This window comes from Aurantiacibacter sp. KMU-128, from assembly GCF_056933515.1.
Genome location: NZ_JBXORT010000001.1, coordinates 2,386,707 through 2,405,058, shown reverse-complemented (window position 1 = coordinate 2,405,058; position 18,352 = coordinate 2,386,707). Strand labels below are relative to the sequence as shown.

General features: G+C 63.4%; 19 protein-coding genes and 1 tRNA gene. 10 read left to right on the top strand and 10 right to left on the bottom strand.

The features are described 5' to 3' along the window. Positions 1-6: 6 nt before the first annotated feature. The 6 genes from ACS0VV_RS11760 to ACS0VV_RS11735 all read right to left on the bottom strand — a co-directional run bounded on the left by ACS0VV_RS11760 (position 7) and on the right by ACS0VV_RS11735 (position 5,921). Positions 7-1,362, bottom strand: a complete 1,356-nt coding sequence (locus ACS0VV_RS11760; RefSeq protein ID WP_483532885.1) for a DUF58 domain-containing protein — start codon at positions 1,360-1,362, stop codon at positions 7-9. A 158-nt stretch (positions 1,363-1,520) separates the two neighbouring features. Next, the gene (locus ACS0VV_RS11755; RefSeq protein WP_483533542.1) at positions 1,521-2,477 is read right to left on the bottom strand and encodes an AAA family ATPase; all 957 of its coding nucleotides are present in this window, start codon (positions 2,475-2,477) and stop codon (positions 1,521-1,523) included. 2 nt (positions 2,478-2,479) lie between these two features. Then, positions 2,480-3,784 (bottom strand): DUF4350 domain-containing protein, encoded by a 1,305-nt coding sequence (locus tag ACS0VV_RS11750; protein ID WP_483532884.1) that lies wholly within the window; start codon positions 3,782-3,784, stop codon positions 2,480-2,482. Beyond that, a complete protein-coding gene (locus tag ACS0VV_RS11745; RefSeq protein WP_483532883.1) occupies positions 3,781-4,455 on the bottom strand; it encodes a hypothetical protein in 675 nt (224 codons plus the stop codon). The genes ACS0VV_RS11750 and ACS0VV_RS11745 overlap by 4 nt, the downstream gene beginning before the upstream one ends. A 66-nt stretch (positions 4,456-4,521) precedes the next feature. After that, positions 4,522-5,019 (bottom strand): GNAT family N-acetyltransferase, encoded by a 498-nt coding sequence (locus tag ACS0VV_RS11740; protein WP_483532882.1) that lies wholly within the window; start codon positions 5,017-5,019, stop codon positions 4,522-4,524. 2 nt (positions 5,020-5,021) lie between these two features. Next, entirely contained in the window at positions 5,022-5,921 is a 900-nt protein-coding gene (locus ACS0VV_RS11735) for a prephenate dehydratase (RefSeq protein ID WP_483532881.1), read from the bottom strand. Positions 5,922-6,084: 163 nt separating this feature from the next. On the opposite strand from ACS0VV_RS11735, the gene ACS0VV_RS11730 reads away from it, so the two are divergent. Continuing rightward, positions 6,085-6,726, top strand: coding sequence for a c-type cytochrome (locus ACS0VV_RS11730; RefSeq protein WP_483532880.1), 642 nt, complete (start codon positions 6,085-6,087; stop codon positions 6,724-6,726). Between the two features lie 69 nt (positions 6,727-6,795). On the opposite strand, the gene ACS0VV_RS11725 is transcribed toward ACS0VV_RS11730, so the two are convergent. Further along, a complete protein-coding gene (locus ACS0VV_RS11725) occupies positions 6,796-7,461 on the bottom strand; it encodes an RlmE family RNA methyltransferase (protein WP_483532879.1) in 666 nt (221 codons plus the stop codon). After that, entirely contained in the window at positions 7,458-8,696 is a 1,239-nt protein-coding gene (locus tag ACS0VV_RS11720; protein ID WP_483532878.1) for a Ppx/GppA phosphatase family protein, read from the bottom strand. Before ACS0VV_RS11720 ends, ACS0VV_RS11725 begins: the two co-directional genes overlap by 4 nt. Positions 8,697-8,822: 126 nt before the next feature. On the opposite strand from ACS0VV_RS11720, the gene ACS0VV_RS11715 reads away from it, so the two are divergent. Both ACS0VV_RS11715 and ACS0VV_RS11710 read left to right on the top strand, forming a co-directional pair. Then, positions 8,823-9,407, top strand: a complete 585-nt coding sequence (locus tag ACS0VV_RS11715; protein ID WP_483532877.1) for a TIGR04282 family arsenosugar biosynthesis glycosyltransferase — start codon at positions 8,823-8,825, stop codon at positions 9,405-9,407. Then, a complete protein-coding gene (locus ACS0VV_RS11710; RefSeq protein ID WP_483532876.1) occupies positions 9,404-10,126 on the top strand; it encodes a glycosyltransferase in 723 nt (240 codons plus the stop codon). Before ACS0VV_RS11715 ends, ACS0VV_RS11710 begins: the two co-directional genes overlap by 4 nt. Before the next feature lie 211 nt (positions 10,127-10,337). Here ACS0VV_RS11710 and ACS0VV_RS11705 read toward each other — a convergent pair whose 3' ends face one another. After that, entirely contained in the window at positions 10,338-11,333 is a 996-nt protein-coding gene (locus ACS0VV_RS11705) for an SDR family oxidoreductase (protein WP_483532875.1), read from the bottom strand. Next, positions 11,333-12,382, bottom strand: a complete 1,050-nt coding sequence (locus ACS0VV_RS11700; RefSeq protein WP_483532874.1) for a methyltransferase domain-containing protein — start codon at positions 12,380-12,382, stop codon at positions 11,333-11,335. Before ACS0VV_RS11700 ends, ACS0VV_RS11705 begins: the two co-directional genes overlap by 1 nt. A 90-nt stretch (positions 12,383-12,472) precedes the next feature. Here ACS0VV_RS11700 and ACS0VV_RS11695 point away from each other — a divergent pair, with 90 nt between their 5' ends. The 7 genes from ACS0VV_RS11695 (at position 12,473) to ACS0VV_RS11665 (ending at position 18,348) form a co-directional block, all read left to right on the top strand. Next, a complete protein-coding gene (locus ACS0VV_RS11695) occupies positions 12,473-13,891 on the top strand; it encodes a dihydrolipoyl dehydrogenase family protein (RefSeq protein WP_483532873.1) in 1,419 nt (472 codons plus the stop codon). 16 nt (positions 13,892-13,907) lie between these two features. Beyond that, a complete protein-coding gene (locus tag ACS0VV_RS11690; RefSeq protein WP_483532872.1) occupies positions 13,908-14,891 on the top strand; it encodes a radical SAM protein in 984 nt (327 codons plus the stop codon). Positions 14,892-14,928: 37 nt separating this feature from the next. Next, the gene (locus ACS0VV_RS11685) at positions 14,929-15,348 is read left to right on the top strand and encodes a DUF2147 domain-containing protein (protein ID WP_483532871.1); all 420 of its coding nucleotides are present in this window, start codon (positions 14,929-14,931) and stop codon (positions 15,346-15,348) included. A gap of 58 nt (positions 15,349-15,406) precedes the next feature. Further along, positions 15,407-15,480 (top strand) — tRNA-Gln (locus ACS0VV_RS11680). A gap of 59 nt (positions 15,481-15,539) precedes the next feature. Continuing rightward, on the top strand, positions 15,540-16,424 hold the full coding sequence (locus ACS0VV_RS11675; RefSeq protein WP_483532870.1) for an LOG family protein: 885 nt from the start codon (positions 15,540-15,542) through the stop codon (positions 16,422-16,424). A 13-nt stretch (positions 16,425-16,437) separates the two neighbouring features. Then, positions 16,438-17,439 (top strand): hypothetical protein, encoded by a 1,002-nt coding sequence (locus ACS0VV_RS11670; protein WP_483532869.1) that lies wholly within the window; start codon positions 16,438-16,440, stop codon positions 17,437-17,439. A gap of 654 nt (positions 17,440-18,093) precedes the next feature. Then, positions 18,094-18,348 (top strand): cold-shock protein, encoded by a 255-nt coding sequence (locus ACS0VV_RS11665; protein ID WP_483532868.1) that lies wholly within the window; start codon positions 18,094-18,096, stop codon positions 18,346-18,348. The last annotated feature ends 4 nt before the right edge of the window (positions 18,349-18,352 follow it).

Below are 18,352 nucleotides of genomic sequence, written 5' to 3'. Positions count from 1 at the left end.
CAGCCATCACCCGATCGCCTCCGCGCGTTTGGTTTGCAGATAGAGGTCGATCAGCTGGTACCCGATCGCGTCATGCGGCGCTTCGATTACATTCACCCCCAGCCGCCGCAGCCGTTGCAGCACCAGTGCGCGCTGGGTGGCGAGGGCATCGGCGCTGACGGCGACCGCGATATCGCCCATATTGTCGGGCTCGCCCGAGGTCAGTTCCTCCAGCTCGGTATCGACCATGGTGACGAAAATCACGAGGTGGTGACGCACCAGCCGCTCGACGCTTTCCACCATCAACTCTGCCGAGGTCGGATCTGTAAAGTCGGAGAACAGGATGATGAGCGAACGCCGCTTCAGCCGCGCGGTCAAAGTCGCCAGCGCCAGCGTGAAATTGGGTTCGCGCGGAGTGTAATCGAGCTCTGCCGCCGCGCTTTGCAGGCGGTGGAACGCGCGGGTGTCGGTGACGAAGGGCGTCATCACCTGCGGGTGATCGGCAAAGCCGAACAGGCTCACCCTGTCGCCGCCTTTCAGCGCGACGTATGCGGCGGTGAGTGCCGCCGAGACTGCCCGGTCAATCCTTGGAAGACCGTCGACAGGCTCACACATCGACTGCCCGCAATCGAAGGCGAGGACGACCTGATTGTCGCGCTCGCTTTCATTCTCGCGGGCATAGAGCGCGGTGTGGCGGGCGCTGGCTTTCCAGTCGATACGGCGCCGGTCCATGCCGGGTTCGTATTCGCTTAGCGCCTCGAACTGCGTGCCCTCGCCGCGAATGCGCCGCGCGACGATGCCGAATTGCGCGTCGCGCATGAAGGCTTGGAGAACGGGGGAGCGCACCGGCGAGAGATCGGGCCAGACGCGGATTTCGGCGGCGAGCGGGATGTGCTTCTGCCGGACGGCAAGCCCCATAGGTCCGCGCCAGCGCAGCCACAGATCGTGCAGCTCGCCCGTTCCGCGCCGCACCGGCACCGCCTCGGCAAAACCCGCGAAAGTCTCTGCCTTGTCCGCGGCTTGCAGCGTGAATTCGGCCTTGCCGTCCTTGCCCAGCCGCGGATCGAAGCCGAGCGAGGCTTCGGGTGCGCGGGCGTCACGATCGCGCTCAATTCGCGCGGTGACTTCAATTCGCGCTGGCTGGCCTACTTCGACATCGGCAGGCACGCTATATTCGAAATGCCGCATACTCCCCGCAAGCCAGCCATCGATCAGCGCAACCAGCAGCAGCGCCGCTGCCGCCGCCGGAGCGATAATCCATGCTTGCGGGGCCGTCGCCGCCACCACCACCGCCAGCGGCGCGAGCAGCACCAGCAGCCCCAGCGTGAGCCCGGTGGGGACTATCGGCGAGGCCGGAGGTTTGAGGCGGCGGAGGAACTTCACTTAATTACTCCCCTCCCCTTCGGGGGAGGGGATCAAGGGGTGGGGGCGAGCCGCCAGGCTCGCTGGGGCTGCAAGCCCCACCCTACTGCGACTAGGCGGCAAGCCGCCAAGTCTCGTTATCCCTCCCCTAAAGAGGAGGGAGGATTTTGCCAAAGAGCTCACCGCGGTGCCTCGGTCTGTTCGATCATGCCAGCGACCAAGTCTTCCACCAACTTGCCTTCGATTTCCGCCGCCGGAGACAGCAGCAGGCGGTGCCGCAGCACGGCGGTGGCGAGCGCCTTCACATCGTCCGGGATCACGTAATTGCGACCTTGCAGCGCGGCACGGGCGCGGGCGGCATTGGCGAGCAGCACGGCGGCACGCGGGCTCGCCCCGCTCGCCAGATCGGCGCTTTCGCGGGTGGCGCGCACCAGCGACACTGCGTAGTCGATAACTTCGGGGGCGAGCGTCACACTCTTCACCGCCGCCTGTGCCGCGCCAATCGTTTCGGGCGTTGCGACCCGCTCGATACCGAAATCGGCGGGCTTTTGCGGCCCGCTGCGCTCGCCAAAGCGCTTGACGATCTGCGCTTCTTCCTCGGCGCTGGGGTAAGGCACCAGCAGCTTGAACGCGAACCGGTCGAGCTGTGCTTCGGGCAGCGGGTAGACGCCCTGGTTCTCGATCGGGTTCTGCGTCGCCACGACCATAAACTGTTCGGACAGCTGGTGCGTCTCGCCGTCCAGCGTCACCTTGCGTTCCTGCATCGCTTCCAAGAGCGCGGCCTGCGTTTTGGGCGGCGTGCGGTTGATTTCATCGCCAAGCAACAGCTCGCAGAAAATCGGCCCGCGCGTTAGGGTGAACTGGCTGGTCTGGAAGTTGAACAGGTTGGAGCCGAGAATATCGCCCGGCAGCAGGTCAGGCGTGAACTGGATGCGCCCGAAATCGAGGCCGGTTGCGTGGGCGAAGCAGTTGGCGAGAAACGTCTTGGCCGTACCGGGAGGGCCTTCCAGCAGCACGTGCCCCTGCGCCACCAGCGCGATCAGCAGATGCTCGACCGTCTCGTCCATGCCGACAATCGCCTTGGCCACCTCGGTGCGGATCGACGCCGCCATTTCTGCGGTCTGTTCCAGCGTCATGCTCATCGTTTCAGCATCCTTTCGATGTCTTTGAGGGCGCCTGCAGCGCGCATAATGTCCTTGGGATTGCCCGCATTGCGCAGATCATTGGCGCGGGCGATGAAAGCCGCTTCATGGCCGCGCCGCGCCAAGGCGCGGTCGATGGCCTGCGCGCGGGCTTCGGGATTGGTGTCCCTGATACCGAGTTGCGCGGCAATGCGCTTGCCCATCAGCGCGGCATAGGGATCGGCAAGCAGGTGGAAACGCTTCACCCGCGCGACCAAGGCTGCGCCGTTGCGCGCCAGCTCGCGCTTGCCCTGCGCGCGGGTGGGCGCCTCAGCCACGGGCGCGCCAAAGCGGTTGAACCCGCGCCACGCAATCACCAGCGCGGCGAAGAGCAGGCACAGGGTTGCGGCGAGGAAAGGCGGGCTGAAAGCGAGCGTCAGCAGGTTCTCGCTCGAACCGAGGCCGGGCAGCGTCATGTCGAACAGCACCGGCATATCGGGATCGCCCGCCATCGCCTCGTCGATGATTGCCATCGCCAGTTCGGCACGGGCGCGGTCTGCCATGCCGTAATTGTTCATCAGATCAGGTTCGAACACGACGATAAAGGGATATTGCCCGTCATAATAGCCGTAACCGGTATCGAACAGCGCGGAAGGGTCGGCATATGCGCCCGCCAGCATATCGCCTTCGCGGTCGGTAACGAGGGGCGTAAGTTTCGCCTCGTCCGGCTGGTTCTGCAAGGCTTGCACCTGCTCGGGCGCGGGCAGGGTGCCACGCCGCTGCATCCCGCTCCAGCCGCCAGTGCGCCCCAGCGCGAGCTCTACCCCTTCGGCAAAGGGCAGGTCGTCAAACCAGCCGGTTGGGGACGCATCGGCGAGAAAGACCCAGCCATCCTGCGCGCCGCTTTGTTCCTGCGCCTGCGGCGGCACTTCGAACGCGGTCCATTTGGGCAGGATCAGCAGCGTCGGCCCCATACCCGATTCGAGCCGTTGTTCGAGCAGGTCGGCAATCTGTTCCGGACTAGAGAATTTGGGCGGCGTGAGCACCAGCAAGCCGTATTCGTCATAACCAGCCTGGCTACGCGAAAGCTGCACATCATAGCCCTGGTTTTCGAGCAGATCGTGCAAGCCCTTGAAACCGGGAATGGCGGTGGACGTCGCGTGTTCGCCGCCATTGCGCTCGTCATTGCCTGTCCAGCCTTGCCCGATGGCGTAGAGCATCAGCAGAAACGCCACCGCGCCGATCGCCAGCACCGCCAGAACGGTGCCCGCGCGGAACGGATTGCGCCGCCGCGTCGAAACTATGGGAGCCGCCGCGCTCATGCGCTGAGCGCCTTTTGCTGCAAGGCGAATTCGGCATAGGCATCGCGTGCCACCTGCCAATCCTCGCGATTGAGCGCACTCAGCGCGAACAGGCTGCGCTCCACCCGCGTGGCGATAATGCCGAAAGCGGTGCGCGCCTTTTCGGGGATGCGCGGTTCGGCGGAGAGTTCGCGCGCCGTGCTCGACGGTTCGACTATCTCGGGCCGTGCCGCCGCAATCTGCCCGACCGAGCGTTTGAGCAACAAATGCGTCGCTTCGTCATATTTGCCTTCTGCCGCCAGCCGGTCGGCTTCTTCGAGCAAGGCCAGCGCCTCGCTTTGCTCCGGCACCCATTCGCCTTCGGTCACCACCCGGCGGCGGCGTGCGAGCAGATCGGGGGCAAGGATGCGGATGACAGCATAGAGCACCGCCGCAATCGCTAGCGCCAGCAGCACCCATTTGAGCACGGGCCAGGCATTGACCAGAAAACTGGTGACGGGCCGGAAGGCCTGCCCAAGCCATTCCAGCAGATCAGTCAGCCAGTCGGGCGGCGGATCGGCCTCCGGTATTTCGACTTCGGCAAACTGGATCGATTCGTCGCTGCGCACATCCTCCCACGCCTCGGCGAAGCCGTCGGCGGGCGCTGGCGGCGCGTCGTTACTGTCGACCGGAATCCCCTGAACGGCTGTCACGCTTGGCAGAGTTGCACGGCATGGCGCACTACGCAACGCCTTGCTGGCGCTGTGCCAATCTTTTGTTCACGATAACAGGAAATTGGCAGGGTCGAGCCGCATAGCCATGCACATACTGAAATCATCCGACACGTAGTCGTCAAACGGCTCGCACTCGGCAAAGCCTGCTGCCGAATAAAGCCTTTGCGCAGGCTCGAACACCGGATGGCGACCGGTTTCGAGGCCCACCCATAGCCGGCCATTCTCGCTGGCGGTGCGAAGCAGATGCTGGAGCATGGCCTTGCCTGCCCCCTTGCCGCGCCATGCCTGCGCCGCGCGCATCGATTTGATTTCGCATCGTACCTCGTCCAGCCAGCGCAGCGCACCGATGGCTGCGAGCGCGCCCTGCGACCGTGCGGCAAAGAAGGTCACATTGGGATTAGCCAGTTTGCGAGCAGGAAGGGCGTTGACTTTGCACGCTGGCGAGCAGCGGTGCATTTCCGCCAGATGCGCGTCCAGCAATGCGAGAATGTCCGGCGTGGTGGGCGGCTCTTCCGCGATCACAAATGCCGGAGCTTGCCCCATGCTTACCCCCGTTTGCGCGCCAGCGGATAGGTGCCGAACATCGACACCTGCGTGCAGTGGAAGGCCAATTCCTCCATCGCCCGATCGACCGCCGGATCGCCCGGCGCGCCGATAATGTCGGCGTAGAACATACTCGCGGCAAAGCTGGTGCCCTGCTGGTAACTTTCCAGCTTGGTCATATTGACGCCATTGGTCGCAAAGCCGCCCAGCGCCTTGTAGAGTGCGGCGGGGATATTCTTCACTTCGAACACGAAGGTGGTCATCGCTTCCTGCCCGGCAAGCTGCGCAGGGTCGAGCGGTTCGCGCGCCAGAATGACGAAGCGCGTGGTGTTGTCATGCGTGTCTTCGACCGCTTCCTCCACGATATCCAGACCGTAGAGATCGGCGGCCAGTGCGGGCGAGATCGACGCGACCGACGGATCGCCCTTCTCCGCCACATAGGCCGCCGCGCCCGCCGTATCGGCGAAGCTTAGCGGTACTATGTCCCGTTCGCGCAGGAAGTGGCGGCTCTGCGCCAGCGCGTGCGGGTGGCTGTAGGCGGCCTGGAACGGCCCCGTCGCGCCGCGAATCGCCATCAGCGCGTGGCTGATGCGCAGAAAATGCTCACCCACGATGGACAGCCCGCTTTCGGGCAGCAGGAAATGGATATCCGCGACGCGCCCGGCTTGCGAGTTTTCGATGGGGATCATCGCGCAGCCCGCGCGCCCGTCTTTCACCGCGTCAATCGCATCGGCAAAGCTGAAACACGGCAAGGGCAGTGCCTCTGGCGCCCATTCATTCACCGCGCGGTGCGAATTGGCGCCCGGCGCGCCCTGGAAAGCGATGGCGCGATCCGGCTCGGCAGCGGCGGCGGCCTGCATCTGTTCGACCATGGCGATGGCGGGGGTTGGGAAACTCTGCATCAGGAAGGAGCGCCTAGCCGCCCCGTGCCTTGCCGACAAGCACCAGCATGGCGTGCGAAAGCATGGCCGAACTTGCGCAAACCCGACGAAAGTCCCCTTGCACCGCGCGCCGCTGGGCACTAGAGCGCGCCGCAGAACCGTTTTAGCAATTTATTGGTCCATCATGAACGATCAGATGAACACGATTTTCGGCTGGGTGCTCGCCAGCCTCGGCATCGCCCTCGGCGGGTCGATCATCGCGGGCAAGGTTTTCAAGCCGATCGAAGGCGAAGGCTATGTTATCGTGGCCGAGGAAGAAGGCGCGGTGGCCGATAGCGGCCCTTCGCTTGCAGAGCTTCTCGCAGTGGCCGATCCGGCTGCGGGCGAGCAGGTCTTTGCGCGTTGTTCGACCTGTCACACCATAGAGCAGGGCGGCGCCAACGGCATCGGCCCGAACCTGTATGGCATTATGGGCCTGCCCATCGGTCAGCATATGCCCGGTTTCAGCTATTCGGCTGCGCTTTCGGGCCATGGCGGTGACTGGACATGGGAAAACATGAACGCCTGGCTCACCAGTCCGCGTGCATTCGCCGATGGCACGTCGATGAGCTTTGCCGGTCTGGGTAACCCTGAAGACCGCGCCAATCTGATGGCCTATCTCAATTCGATGGGCAGCAATCTGCCGCTTCCCGAAGTGGCGGCTGCCGAAGCGGCTCCCGCAGGTGAGGAAGCTGTGCCCGCAGCCGAAGGCGCGGAAGCCGGTGCCGCCGAAGCTGCTCCTGCAGCGGCGGAAGCGGAAGTAGAGGCTGCGGCTACTGCCGAATAATCCGGGCGTTAACGCCTGACCAAAAGGGGCTCCGGTTTGCGCCGGAGCCTTTTTTGTTCCTGAGTGGCGCTAGCCGCGCCCCTTGAAGCCCTGCGCCACAACATACCACTCGCTCGACCCCTTGCGGCTGGCGGGCGGTTTGGCGTGTTTGACCGTCTTGAAATGCTTCTTGAGCAGGTCGAGCAGATCCTTGTCGGTCCCACCGGCGAACCCCTTTGCCAGAAACGCGCCGCCTTCGGTCAGGTTCTCGACCGCGAACCATGCGGCGGCTTCCACCAGCGCCATGGTGCGCAAATGGTCGGTCTGTTTGTGGCCGACGGTATTCGCTGCCATGTCGGAGAGCACCAGATCGGCTGGTCCGCCCAGCGCGGCTTCGAGAGCAGCGGGTGCAGCCTCGTCCATGAAATCCATTTGCAGGATGGTGACGCCTTCGATCGGTTCGGTTTCGAGCAGATCGATGCCCACAATCGCGGCCTTGGGCGCACGCTTGCGGACGACCTGGCTCCAGCCGCCAGGCGCAATCCCCAAATCGATCACACGAGTGCTGCCTTTGACCAGGCCGAATCGGTCGTCCAGCTCGATCAGCTTGAACGCCGCGCGGCTGCGCCAGCCTTCGTCCTTGGCTTTCTTGACGTAAGGATCGTTCAACTGCCGCTCAAGCCAGCGTTGGCTCGACGGTTTGCGCTTCTTGCCGCTCTTGAGGCGGCGCTGCGAATCCTGTCCGGCGCGGGTCATCGGGCGTTCCACGCACGGTCGCGGCGCTTGGCGGCCTGCGCCTGTGCACCCTCGGCATCGGCGGCCATCAGGCTGCGCAAGATGCCCTCGCGAATCCCGCGATCCGCAACGCCAAGGCGCGGGGCGGGCCAGATTTCGAGGATCGCTTCCAGAATCGCGCAGCCCGCCACCACCAGCTCGGCGCGTTCCTTGCCGATGCAGCCGATCGCGCCGCGGTCCTCGATCGACATCGCGGATAGCCGTTCGGACACGGCGAGCATATCGTCGCTGCGCACGATCAGCCCGTCGACTTCGCGCCGGTCATATTGTTCAAGGCCGAGATGCACGCTGGCCAGCGTCGTCACCGTACCGCTGGTGCCGAGCAGCCGCTGCTCTTCATCCTGATGCGGCGCGATGCGCCGGGCGAATTCGGCAAAGCTTTCGCGCACCAGCGCCTTCATTTCGGAATAGCGGGCGAGGCGGGCGGCTTCGTCGCCACCTTCATGGCCCACCGTTTCCGACAGCGAGACGACCCCCCACGGCACGCTCTGCCAGTCGATAATCCGCGGCACCGGCGCGCCGGGTTCGATCAGCACCAACTCGGTCGAGCCGCCGCCAATGTCGAAGATCACCGCCGGGCCGCGCCCGTCCTCAAGCAGGATATGGCAACCGAGCACCGCCAGCCGCGCTTCTTCCTGCGCGCTGATAATATCGAGCACGATGCCGGTTTCGCGGCGTACCCGCTCGATAAAGGCCGCGCCATTGCTCGCGCGGCGGCACGCCTCGGTCGCGACCGAGCGGGCGAGGTGGACATTGCGTTTCTTCAACTTGTCCGCGCAGATCTTGAGCGCACCGAGCGCGCGCTCCATCGCCTTGTCTGACAGCCGGCCCGTTTGTGCCAGCCCCTCGCCCAGACGGACGACGCGGCTGAAAGCATCGATCACGACGAAGTTCTCGCCCGCCGGTCGTGCGATCAGCAGGCGGCAGTTGTTGGTGCCGAGATCAATGGCTGCATAGGATTGCTTGTAGGACGCGTGTGGGGGACGCCGCCAGTTGCTGACTTGGGACGGACCGCCATTCGCACCGCCAGCAGTACTGCTGGTCGGGCCGTGGGTCGGGTCGTCTGCCCCGTTGGTGCCGGGAGCGCGCTTTCTGCCCTGCTTTGCTTCGCGGCGGCGGGCGGATTTGCCCTGCTTCCTGCCGCCCGCTTTTCCTTCGGGCTTTGCGCGTCCATCCGGCGGAGAATAATCCGCCATTTCTGAACTCTCTAATCTTCATAACCCGCCACAATCGAGCGGAACCTGACATGAAGCTATACCAGAGGCGGGTTCGATACAAGTTAAGCTGTAGCAGCTGCGGTTGTGAGCGGTTAGGACAGCGCGATGACCGCCCCGCTCCCCACCATTGCCCTGTTCGCCCGCTACCCCGTGGCGGGCAAAGCGAAGACGCGGCTGATCCCGTCCCTGGGGGCCGATGGCGCTGCGCATTTGCACCGGCTTTTGGTGGAGCGGACGCTCGCCACTATGCGCGCTTCGGGCTTGCCGTTTGCGGTCTGGACGACGGGCGAAGAGCACGCCGCCTTCGCGCAGTGGCTGGGCGAGGATGTGCCGATGACCGCACAAGGCGAGGGCGACCTTGGGGCAAGGCTTGCGCGGGTGCCCGCACCGGCGATTTTGCTGGGTGCGGATATTCCCGACGTGTCGGCGGAGCACTTGCAGGCAGCCGCGGACGCGCTGGCGGAGGTGCCGGTGGTGATCGGCCCTGCGAGCGATGGCGGATACTATCTGCTCGGCTTTCGTGAGCCTGTGCCGTTTCTTTTCGACGATATGCCATGGGGCACAGAACAGGTGCGCGCGTTGACCGAAGCGCGGCTGGAAGCGCGCGGCATCTCTTATCGTCTGCTTCAAACACTCGATGATTGCGACCGGCCCGAAGACCTGGCCAAATGGCCGGAGCTTTTGCGATGAGCACCAGCATTGTCATCCCCATGCTCAACGAAGTTAAGGCGCTGCCCGCGCTCATCGGCCACATCGCCGCGCTCGATCCGCCGCCGCTCGAAGTGGTTGCAGTCGATGGCGGGAGCGCAGACCGCACGGTCGAGCTGGCGCGCGAGGCTGGCTGGCGCGTTGTCGAAACGCCGGCAGGGCGCGGGCGGCAGATTAATGCGGGGGCCGAAGCAGCAAAGGGCGCAAATATGGTCGTGCTCCACGCCGATACCGTCCCACCCATCGATATGGTCGCGGTGATCGAAGAGACGCTATCGAACCCGGCCATTTCGCTCGCGGGGTTCACTCCGATCCTGCGCGGGCCGGAGAAAACGCGCTGGGGTACCAGCTTCCACAATTGGGCAAAGACCTATTACGCGCCGCTGCTCTTCCGCCCGTTGCTGTTCGTCAAAGGATGCCGCCTGCTGTTCGGAGACCACGCGATGTTCTTCCGCCGCGCGCAATTTCTCGAATGCGGCGGCTGCGATCCCGAGGCCAAGGTGATGGAGGAAGCAGACCTGTGCATCCGCATGACGCGCTTTGGCCGGGTGAAACTGGTGCGGCGCCTTATCGAAACCTCGGACAGGCGCATCGCCGAATGGGGCGCGTTGAAGGCGAACTGGATTTACCTGAAAGTGGGCTTCCTTTGGGGACTGGGCGCGCGCGATCGGCTGGAGCGGTATTATCCCGATGTGCGGTAGTGGGAGGTAGTAGAGGAACCGACCAAAACTCCCCTTCCCATTGGGGAAGGGGTTTGGGGGATGGGGGTTCCGCCGCCCGATCAAGAAGCGCTGCAAACCCACCCCGCTGCGACTAAGCGGCAAGCCGCCAAGTCTCGCTGCCCCTCCCACAAGGGAGGGGGGTACTTCCTTCCAACCCCCCGGAACAAGTCGGGGTGACTTGGAAGGGAAATTACGCCGACGGCAAATACCCCCGCGCAATCCCGTAGGCGATCAACCGGTCGAGCCACGCATCGTCTGTCGGCGGACATTCGAGGCCGGTCACGCTGCGAAACTGCGCGTCATCGAAAACCGGCGAACGTGTGAAATACGCGCCGAACGTCCCCAGCATCCGGCCCGCCAGCAGGCGTTCCGTGGGAGACAGGGCTTCGAGATCGTAGTCCTCCGGTGCGACCACCGTCGGGTCAGGAAAGTGCGCTACCCTTTGCACGCCATGTGCCAGCGCGGCAGCGGGTAGTGGATCGCGGGCGACGAGGTGGAAATAGCCGCCCTCCGCCTCCTCCATCCGCTCCGCCAGCGCGACGATCCCCGCCGCGACGTGATCGAGCGGCACCAGATCGAGCGTTGATCCCGGCACGCAGGGGAATTGCGTCACCTTGCCGCGCGCCATCAGGCGGAAGACGTTACACAGCGATGGGAAGTCGCGGATTGCGCCGCTCGCGCTGTCGCCCAGCACGATGCTTGGACGTGCCACTGCGAAGGGCACGCCGCTTGCGGTCACCGCCGCTTCTGCCGCCGCCTTGCTCGCTTCGTAGCGATTGGTGAAAACTGTGCCCTCGGGCACGGCCTCTTCTGCGATCACCCCGTCGCGTTGCCCGCAAACATAGGCGGTGCTGACATGGAGAAAGCGCGCCCCAGCCGCCGCGGCGAAGCCCAGCGCGTTGCGTGTGCCCTCGACATTGACCGCTCGAAGCTCCTCTTCGGGCGCGTCGAATTCGAGGCTCGCTGCGCAATGGATGACAAGGTCGAAGGGCTCTGCTTTGAGCCCCATCAACGGCTGGGTCACATCGCCCGCAAGCGCCCTTGCGCCCTCAACCAGCGCGCCGTCATTTCCGCGGATATCCGGATTGCGGCGAACCAGCCCCGCAACCTCGTGCCCGCGCGCCGCTAGCCGCGCGCAGACTTCGCCGCCGATCAGCCCGGCGGCTCCGGTAACGAGTATCTGCATCAGCAGCAGGGCGCTTCGGACTTCGTCGGATTGGCGTCGGACTGGCCGAACGGAACCGCCGTTCCGCAGCCGGGGAACACGCCGTAATGCGTGGCGAAATCGCCCAGAAACTCGAAATGCTCCGCAAAGCGCGTTTCGGCGAGCATCAGCCAGCTATTGCCGCAAACCGGGAAAATCCGTCCCTTCTCGATGGCGTGATGTGCATCGAGCAGGAACATCCGCTCCTCGCCCGCAACGCTGCCCTTGTAACGCACGGCTTGCCCGTAATCCTCGCATTGCGGCTCTAGCCCGTCGAGCTTGAACAGGCGATAAGTGGCGGAGACGAAATTGATCCCGTCCAGTTTGGCAGCGATTTCTGCGTCATTGATGCCCATCGGCCGGTCGGTGACGAGACGCGGATCGGCGAAACCGGCGGCTTTGGCGATCCGGTCAAAATCGCCCCAATAGAGCGCGCCCGACAGGCATTCGCCGTGCAGCACGGGGTCGCCGAGCAAATGTGCGGGCACGCGGCGGTCGGCGTAAACGTCGGAGAAATACAGCTCTCCGCCCGGCTTCAGCAGCCGATAGGCGGCACGGAACACCGCCTCCTTGTCCGCCACCAGATTGATGACGCAATTGGAGACGATGACGTCGAAGCTGCCTTCTTCAAGGCCAAGCTCGTCGAGCTTCTCGATATCGCCTTCGACGAAATCGACATTGGCATAGCCGAAGCGTTCGGCGTGCCAGCCTTGATATTCGCGCGCCACGGCAAGCTGCTCGGGCGTCGCATCGACGCCGGTTACGCTGCCGGTCGGCCCGACCAGTTGCGCGAGCAGATAGGCATCCTGCCCGCTGCCCGAACCCAGATCGAGAACTTTGCACCCTTCGAGCGCCTGCGGCGTCACCAGCCCGCAGCCGTAATAGCGCGCTTTCACCTCCTCATGCACGTTCTTCAGCGCCTTGCGCACCGCTTCTCCGGGCATTTCGAACGTGCAGCAGGCATCGGTGCGCAGATCGGCCGAGCCGCCCAGCACTTTGCCGTAATAGTCCTGCGAATTTTGGAGGTTCATGAAACTCTTCATCCCTTCACTGCGAAGTTGGTGGCCATAGACAGGAAGCGTTTCGTTTCCCAGCAACAATAGGTTACGTGGGGGAAATCCATGGAATACACGCATGACGTTATCGTAATTGGCGGCGGGGCCGCAGGGCTTACCGCAGGGGGCGGCTGCGCGCTGTTCGGGCTTAAAGTGGCGCTGATCGAAGGCCATAAAATGGGCGGCGAATGCCTTAACAATGGCTGCGTCCCGTCGAAGGCGCTGATCGCGTCCGCCCGCCGTGCGGCCGAGGCGCGCGAGGAGAAGCGGGCGGGCGTGCAACTCGCCGCGCCCATCGTCGATTGGGGAGGCGTCCATGCGCACGTCCACAAGGCGATCGCCGATATCGAGCCGCATGATTCGGTCGAGACGTTCGAGGAGATGGGCTGCGAGGTCATTCAGGACTACGCCAAATTCACCGGCCCGCATTCGGTGGAAGTCGGCGGACGCACGCTTTCCGCGCCGCGCATCGTGATCGCCGCCGGCAGCGGGCCGTTTGTGCCGCCGATCCCCGGCATCGATGATGTGCCCTATCTCACCAATGAAAACCTGTTCGATCTGGCCGAGCAGCCCGAACATCTCGTCATTATCGGCGGCGGGGTGATCGGCATGGAAATGGCGCAGAGTTTCTGCCGCCTCGGTAGCCGGGTGACAGTGATCGAGCCGGGCGAACCGATGGGCCGCGATGATCGAGAATCTGTCGCCGTTGTGGTCGAAACTATGAAGCGCGAAGGGGTGCGCTTCGTGAAGGGCAAGGCAGAGAAAGTCACTGCGGGCGAGGGCGGCGGCGTTGCCGTCACCACCGATGGCGGCGAGGACATTGCGGGCTCGCACCTGCTTGTGGCGGTCGGTCGCACAGCGCGCACCAAGGGCTACGGGCTGGAAGAGATCGGCGTGGAACTGGGCCGCAACGGCATTGCGGTCGATGCGCGGCGGCGCACCAACCTCAAACACATCTACGCCATCGGCGATTGCCGCGAAGGGCCGCGCCTGACCCATGCGGCGGGTTACGAAGGCAGCCGCGTCGTGCTCGAAATTGCACTCGGCCTGCCGAGCAAGGTCGATTACAGCGCTCTGCCGTGGTGCACCTATACCGAGCCCGAAGTCGCGCAGATCGGCCTGACCGAGGCCGAGGCGCGGGAGAAATACGGCGAAAAGCTGACCGTAGTGAAGGAAGGCTTCGACCATAATGAGCGCGCCATCGCCGAGGGCGTGACCGAGGGACATTGCAAAGTGATGCTGAACGGCAAAAAGGTCGTCGGCGCGAGCATTTGCGGGCCGAATGCGGGCGAGTTGCTGCTGCCTTTCACCCAGATGATCACCGGCAAAGCGGGCACGTTCGATGTCGGCGGCGCGATCATCTCTTACCCGACCCGCTCGGAAATCACCAAGGCCGCGGCGTTCACCGCGTGGGAGCCGACCGTGTTCGGCAAATGGCCCAAACGCTGGGTTGCATTCCTCGCCAAAATGCGGCGGATGTTCTGATATGGCGTCGCGCTCGTTGTCCCGGAACGCTCCGACTGGAGCATCGCCTTTTGCGGTCGAGGCCGAACGCCTTGGCGCGGAGAAATTCGCCGATCCGTTGGTCACCGCCAAGGGCGAACCGCGCGCCAGCGTCGCTTTGCGGCAGATGGAGACTTTGTGGTTCGCCACCGGCACGCTGTGCAATCTCGCCTGCGCCAATTGCTATATCGAAAGCAGCCCGACCAATGATGCGCTAGTATACCTAACCGCCGACGAAGTTTCCCGCTTCCTCGATGAAGTGGAAGCCGGGCCACCGCGCCTCCGCCCCCACGAAATCGGCTTCACCGGCGGCGAGCCGTTTATGAACCCCGACATCATCGCGATGGTGGAGGACGCTCTGGCGCGCGGGTTTGATGTGCTGGTGCTGAGCAATGCGATGAAGCCGATGCGACGGCACGAGGCGGCGCTGCTGCGGCTGCGCGAGACCTATGGCGCGAAGCTGACGATCCGAGTGAGTATCGACCATTATACCCAAGCCTTCCACGAGGCAGAGCGCGGGCCGAACAGCTGGGCACCGATGCTGGAGGGCCTGCGCTGGCTCTCGGCCAACGGCTTTTCCATCGCTGCCGCCGGGCGCTCGCTCCCGGGCGAAACGCAGGAACAGGCGCGGCTGGCCTATGCCGCACTGTTCGAGCGCGAGGGCATCGCCATTGATGCAACCAACCCGGCGCGTCTGGTGCTCTTTCCTGAAATGGATGCCAAGGCGGACGTGCCCGAAATCACCACCGCGTGCTGGGATATTCTCGGCAAATCGCCCGACGATGTGATGTGCGCCAGCCAGCGCATGGTCGTCCGCCGCAAGGGCGAGCCCGAGGCGCGCGTCGTTGCCTGCACGCTGCTACCCTATGATGCGGAGTTCGATCTCGGCGCGAGCCTTGCCGAGGCTGACCGGGATATCCCGCTCAACCACCCGCATTGCGCGCGCTTTTGCGTGCTGGGCGGGGCGAGTTGTTCAGCCTGAGTGAAACCTTCCGCTCCTATCGGACGTATCTGTGCATATGACCAAAACCTTCATGACTGCCGCCGCGCTCGCGCTGCCTCTCGCCTTCCCGGCCACAGCCGCGGCGCAAACCGCGATTGACGGCACCTATACCGACCAGGGCGGCTATGTCGAAATCCGCGTGGCACCCTGCGGCAATGCCCGCTGCGGCACGATCACGCGGATTATCCGCAACAAGCCGGGCGAAACGAACCGCGACCGGCACAATGATGATCCTGCTTTGCGGGATCGCCCGATCACTGGCATCCGCGTGCTCAGCAATTTACGCTGGGATAACGGCGCATGGCGGGGGCAAGTGTATAATCCCGAAGACGGCGGCACCTACCGCGCGGTCGTGCGTCCGGGCCGCAATGGCGCACTCAGCGTGCAGGGCTGCGTGACGGTGCTCTGCCGCACAGTGACGTGGCCGGCGCGCTGACCACTAGCCCCTTGACCGAATCCGGCACGCGGGATAATGGCCCGCCCTCCATTGGTATTGCCCTGTCCTCTAATGGTAAGAGAGCGGACTCTGACTCCGTCAATCAAGGTTCGAGTCCTTGCGGGGCATCCATCCTTCCCTTCATCGCCAACGCACTCTAGGGCTTAGTCATTGCCTGTGAGGAGAGCCGTGTGAGCGAAGACCTATCCAAGAAAGACAGCGAATTGAAAGATCATCGCTTTTACCACGCGGACCGCGAAGCCAAGTTCGCCGATTCCATTCCGCAATCCACGCCGCAAACGCGCCATCCGGCATACAAGCTGGCCTTCCGCGACACCGATTTCCTGCTGCGCGAGGAATTGCGCCCCGTGCGCTTCCAGCTGGAGCTGCTGAAGCCCGAAATGCTGCTCGAAGAAGCAGGCGTCGGCTCGACGCTGGTGATGTACGGCTCGGCGCGCATTCCCTCGCCCGAAGAGGCGCAGGCGAAAATCGACGCGGCCAAAGACGGCAGCGAGTACGACCAGAAGGTGGCCGCCAGTCTCGCCGCCAAGGCCAAATATTACGAAGAAGCCTATCGCTTCGCCAAGATGGTGAGCGAAATGTCGATCGTCGAGGAAGGACAGCGGCAGTTCGTCGTGTGTTCGGGTGGCGGGCCGTCGATCATGGAAGCGGCCAATCGCGGCGCGAGCGACGCGGGGGCGGAAAGCATCGGCCTCAACATCATCCTGCCGCACGAGCAGGCGCCCAACCAGTATGTGACACCGTACCTCTCGCTCAATTTCCATTACTTCGCGCTGCGCAAAATGCACTTCCTGATGCGCGCCCGCGCCGTGGCGGTGTTCCCCGGCGGCTTCGGCACGTTTGACGAGTTTTTCGAACTGCTGACTCTGGTGCAGACGGGCAAGATGAAGCCGATCCCGATCCTGCTGTTCGGCAAGGATTTCTGGACGCGGGTGATCGATTTCGACGCGCTTGCGGAAGAAGGAACGATCTCGCCGAAAGACCTTGAGCTGATTACGTGGTGCGAAACCGCTGAAGAAGGTTGGGCGGCGATTGCGGCGTTTTACGACTTATGAACGCAGGCGCAGCATGATCCGGTGCGGCCGGACGCGTTCTGCCCTCGTCGGCCTGTGTGCGCTTGGCGCTTTGGCCACGCTCCCCTTGCGCGCTTCGGCGCAGGAAAGCGCGCCATCTCCGGACGCGACGCAGCTTTTTCTTGAACGGTTGGCCGATGGCAATATCGATGCTGCGCGCGGTCAAATCGCCAACATTTTTCCGCTGTCGGGAAACTGGGAATTCGATTTCCTTCTCCGCGACCGTGAAGCCATTTTGCAGGCTGTCGCCGATTGCCGGACGGAGAGCATCGAAACTATCGGTTTGCCGGGCACGCTGATGCGAACTGCCAATCTCGATTGCGGAGGCGAACGCCTGCAATTGCTGCTAATGGCCGAAGACAATGCGCTCAGCCCCTATGTTACAATCGTGGGGCTGGTTGACGAGCGGATGCTGGCGGCGAATCTTCTGCGCCAGCAAACAAATGTTCCTGCTCCGCCTCCGCCGCGTTTCTTTGCGACCACTTCGGCAGAGCCGATGAGCGAAAAGGAACGCGCCCGTGCAGCCGAGGCCCGGCAATTGTTGGCCGATCGGCGCGACTCTGCAATTGCGGAGATTGCGCTCGCGCTCCAGAGCGAAGACCTGTCATCTGTGGCAATCCACTTCGCAACCGACAGCCATTTCGCTTATCGCATTCGCGATCCGTTTTTCGGCGTTGATATCGTTTTGCGCGAGGGAGCAGGCATGGCCGAATTGCGCGCGCAAATGGAGCAGGCGCGCGAGGATGTCGGCGCGATTGTCGCTTCCGATTGCGAAGGAGCATCGGGCAGCGACGTTCTCTGGCCGGTGTTTTGCCAATGGCGGCTCGAAGAATCCAACCGCCGCCTGTTTTCCATGATCTACTTCCGCGGCGAGCGGATTTTCTCGATGCAGACCTATTACATGACTTTCGACGAATTCGTCCGCTTCCCCGAACAGGCCGAGGCGCGGGGCGTCGATGTCGAGAATGTCGAATACAGCTTTATGCCTGATTTTTAGCCTCTCCGCCTGATGCCCCAGCGGGCCGTTGCCTAGCCCGAAGCCCGACGCGTGCATCAGCGCTTCGCTGACGAAGCGGCGGCTTTGGGCTGCGGCTTCTTCCAGCATGAATCCTTGCGCCAAGTGAGCGGCGATTCTGGCGTTGTATGGTTTGTGAGGTGATCTGCATCTTCTGATTGCGATCCGATGTGCGAACCTTGACCCGGTTCGAAACCTTCACCGCAAGCTGCGGTTGTAATGATGGCCCGGCATGGCTACCTCCTGCACTGCTACCTGTCGCAATAGACGGTCACCGCCTCCGCCATTCGGAGGCTCTTTCCTTCAGTTCCGCCACTTAGTTGCAGCCGCGCCAATCATGGCACGTTGCACGCGCGTGAAGGGAAAGACATGACTACACAAAGGCGCATCATAATTTTTGTGATTTCGGTCACCTATGTGGGCATGGCAATTGGGATATTTGTGAATATTTATCCGATTAATTGATGATATACGGGTTGTCATTTTGGCTTGGAGTTCCCATTTAATAGTCAGCTACCAGTCGCAATCGACGGTCCTGAGGGCCAATACTTAACCCTCTCTTCTTTCCTTTTCGCCTCTTAGCCCGCGCATAAGCGGTTGCTACTGATCGCCTGCGCCAAAGAAAGAGGAACTCCCATGACACATTTTGGCAAGATCAAGAGCTATGACAGCAGCTCCGGCACCGGCTCAATCTCGCCCGAAGGGGGCGGAGATGCACTTCGCTTCAAGAAGGCGGATCTGCAGCAGGAAGCCGAGATGCCGAAGGTCGATCAGCGGTTCAGTTACGAAACCAGCGAAGTCGATGGCGGCAAGAAGCACGCTGTGAACCTGCAGCACCAGCAGGGCGAAGGCGCGAGCCAGAAGGATCAGGCCCGCAATCAGCAGGGCTGACACC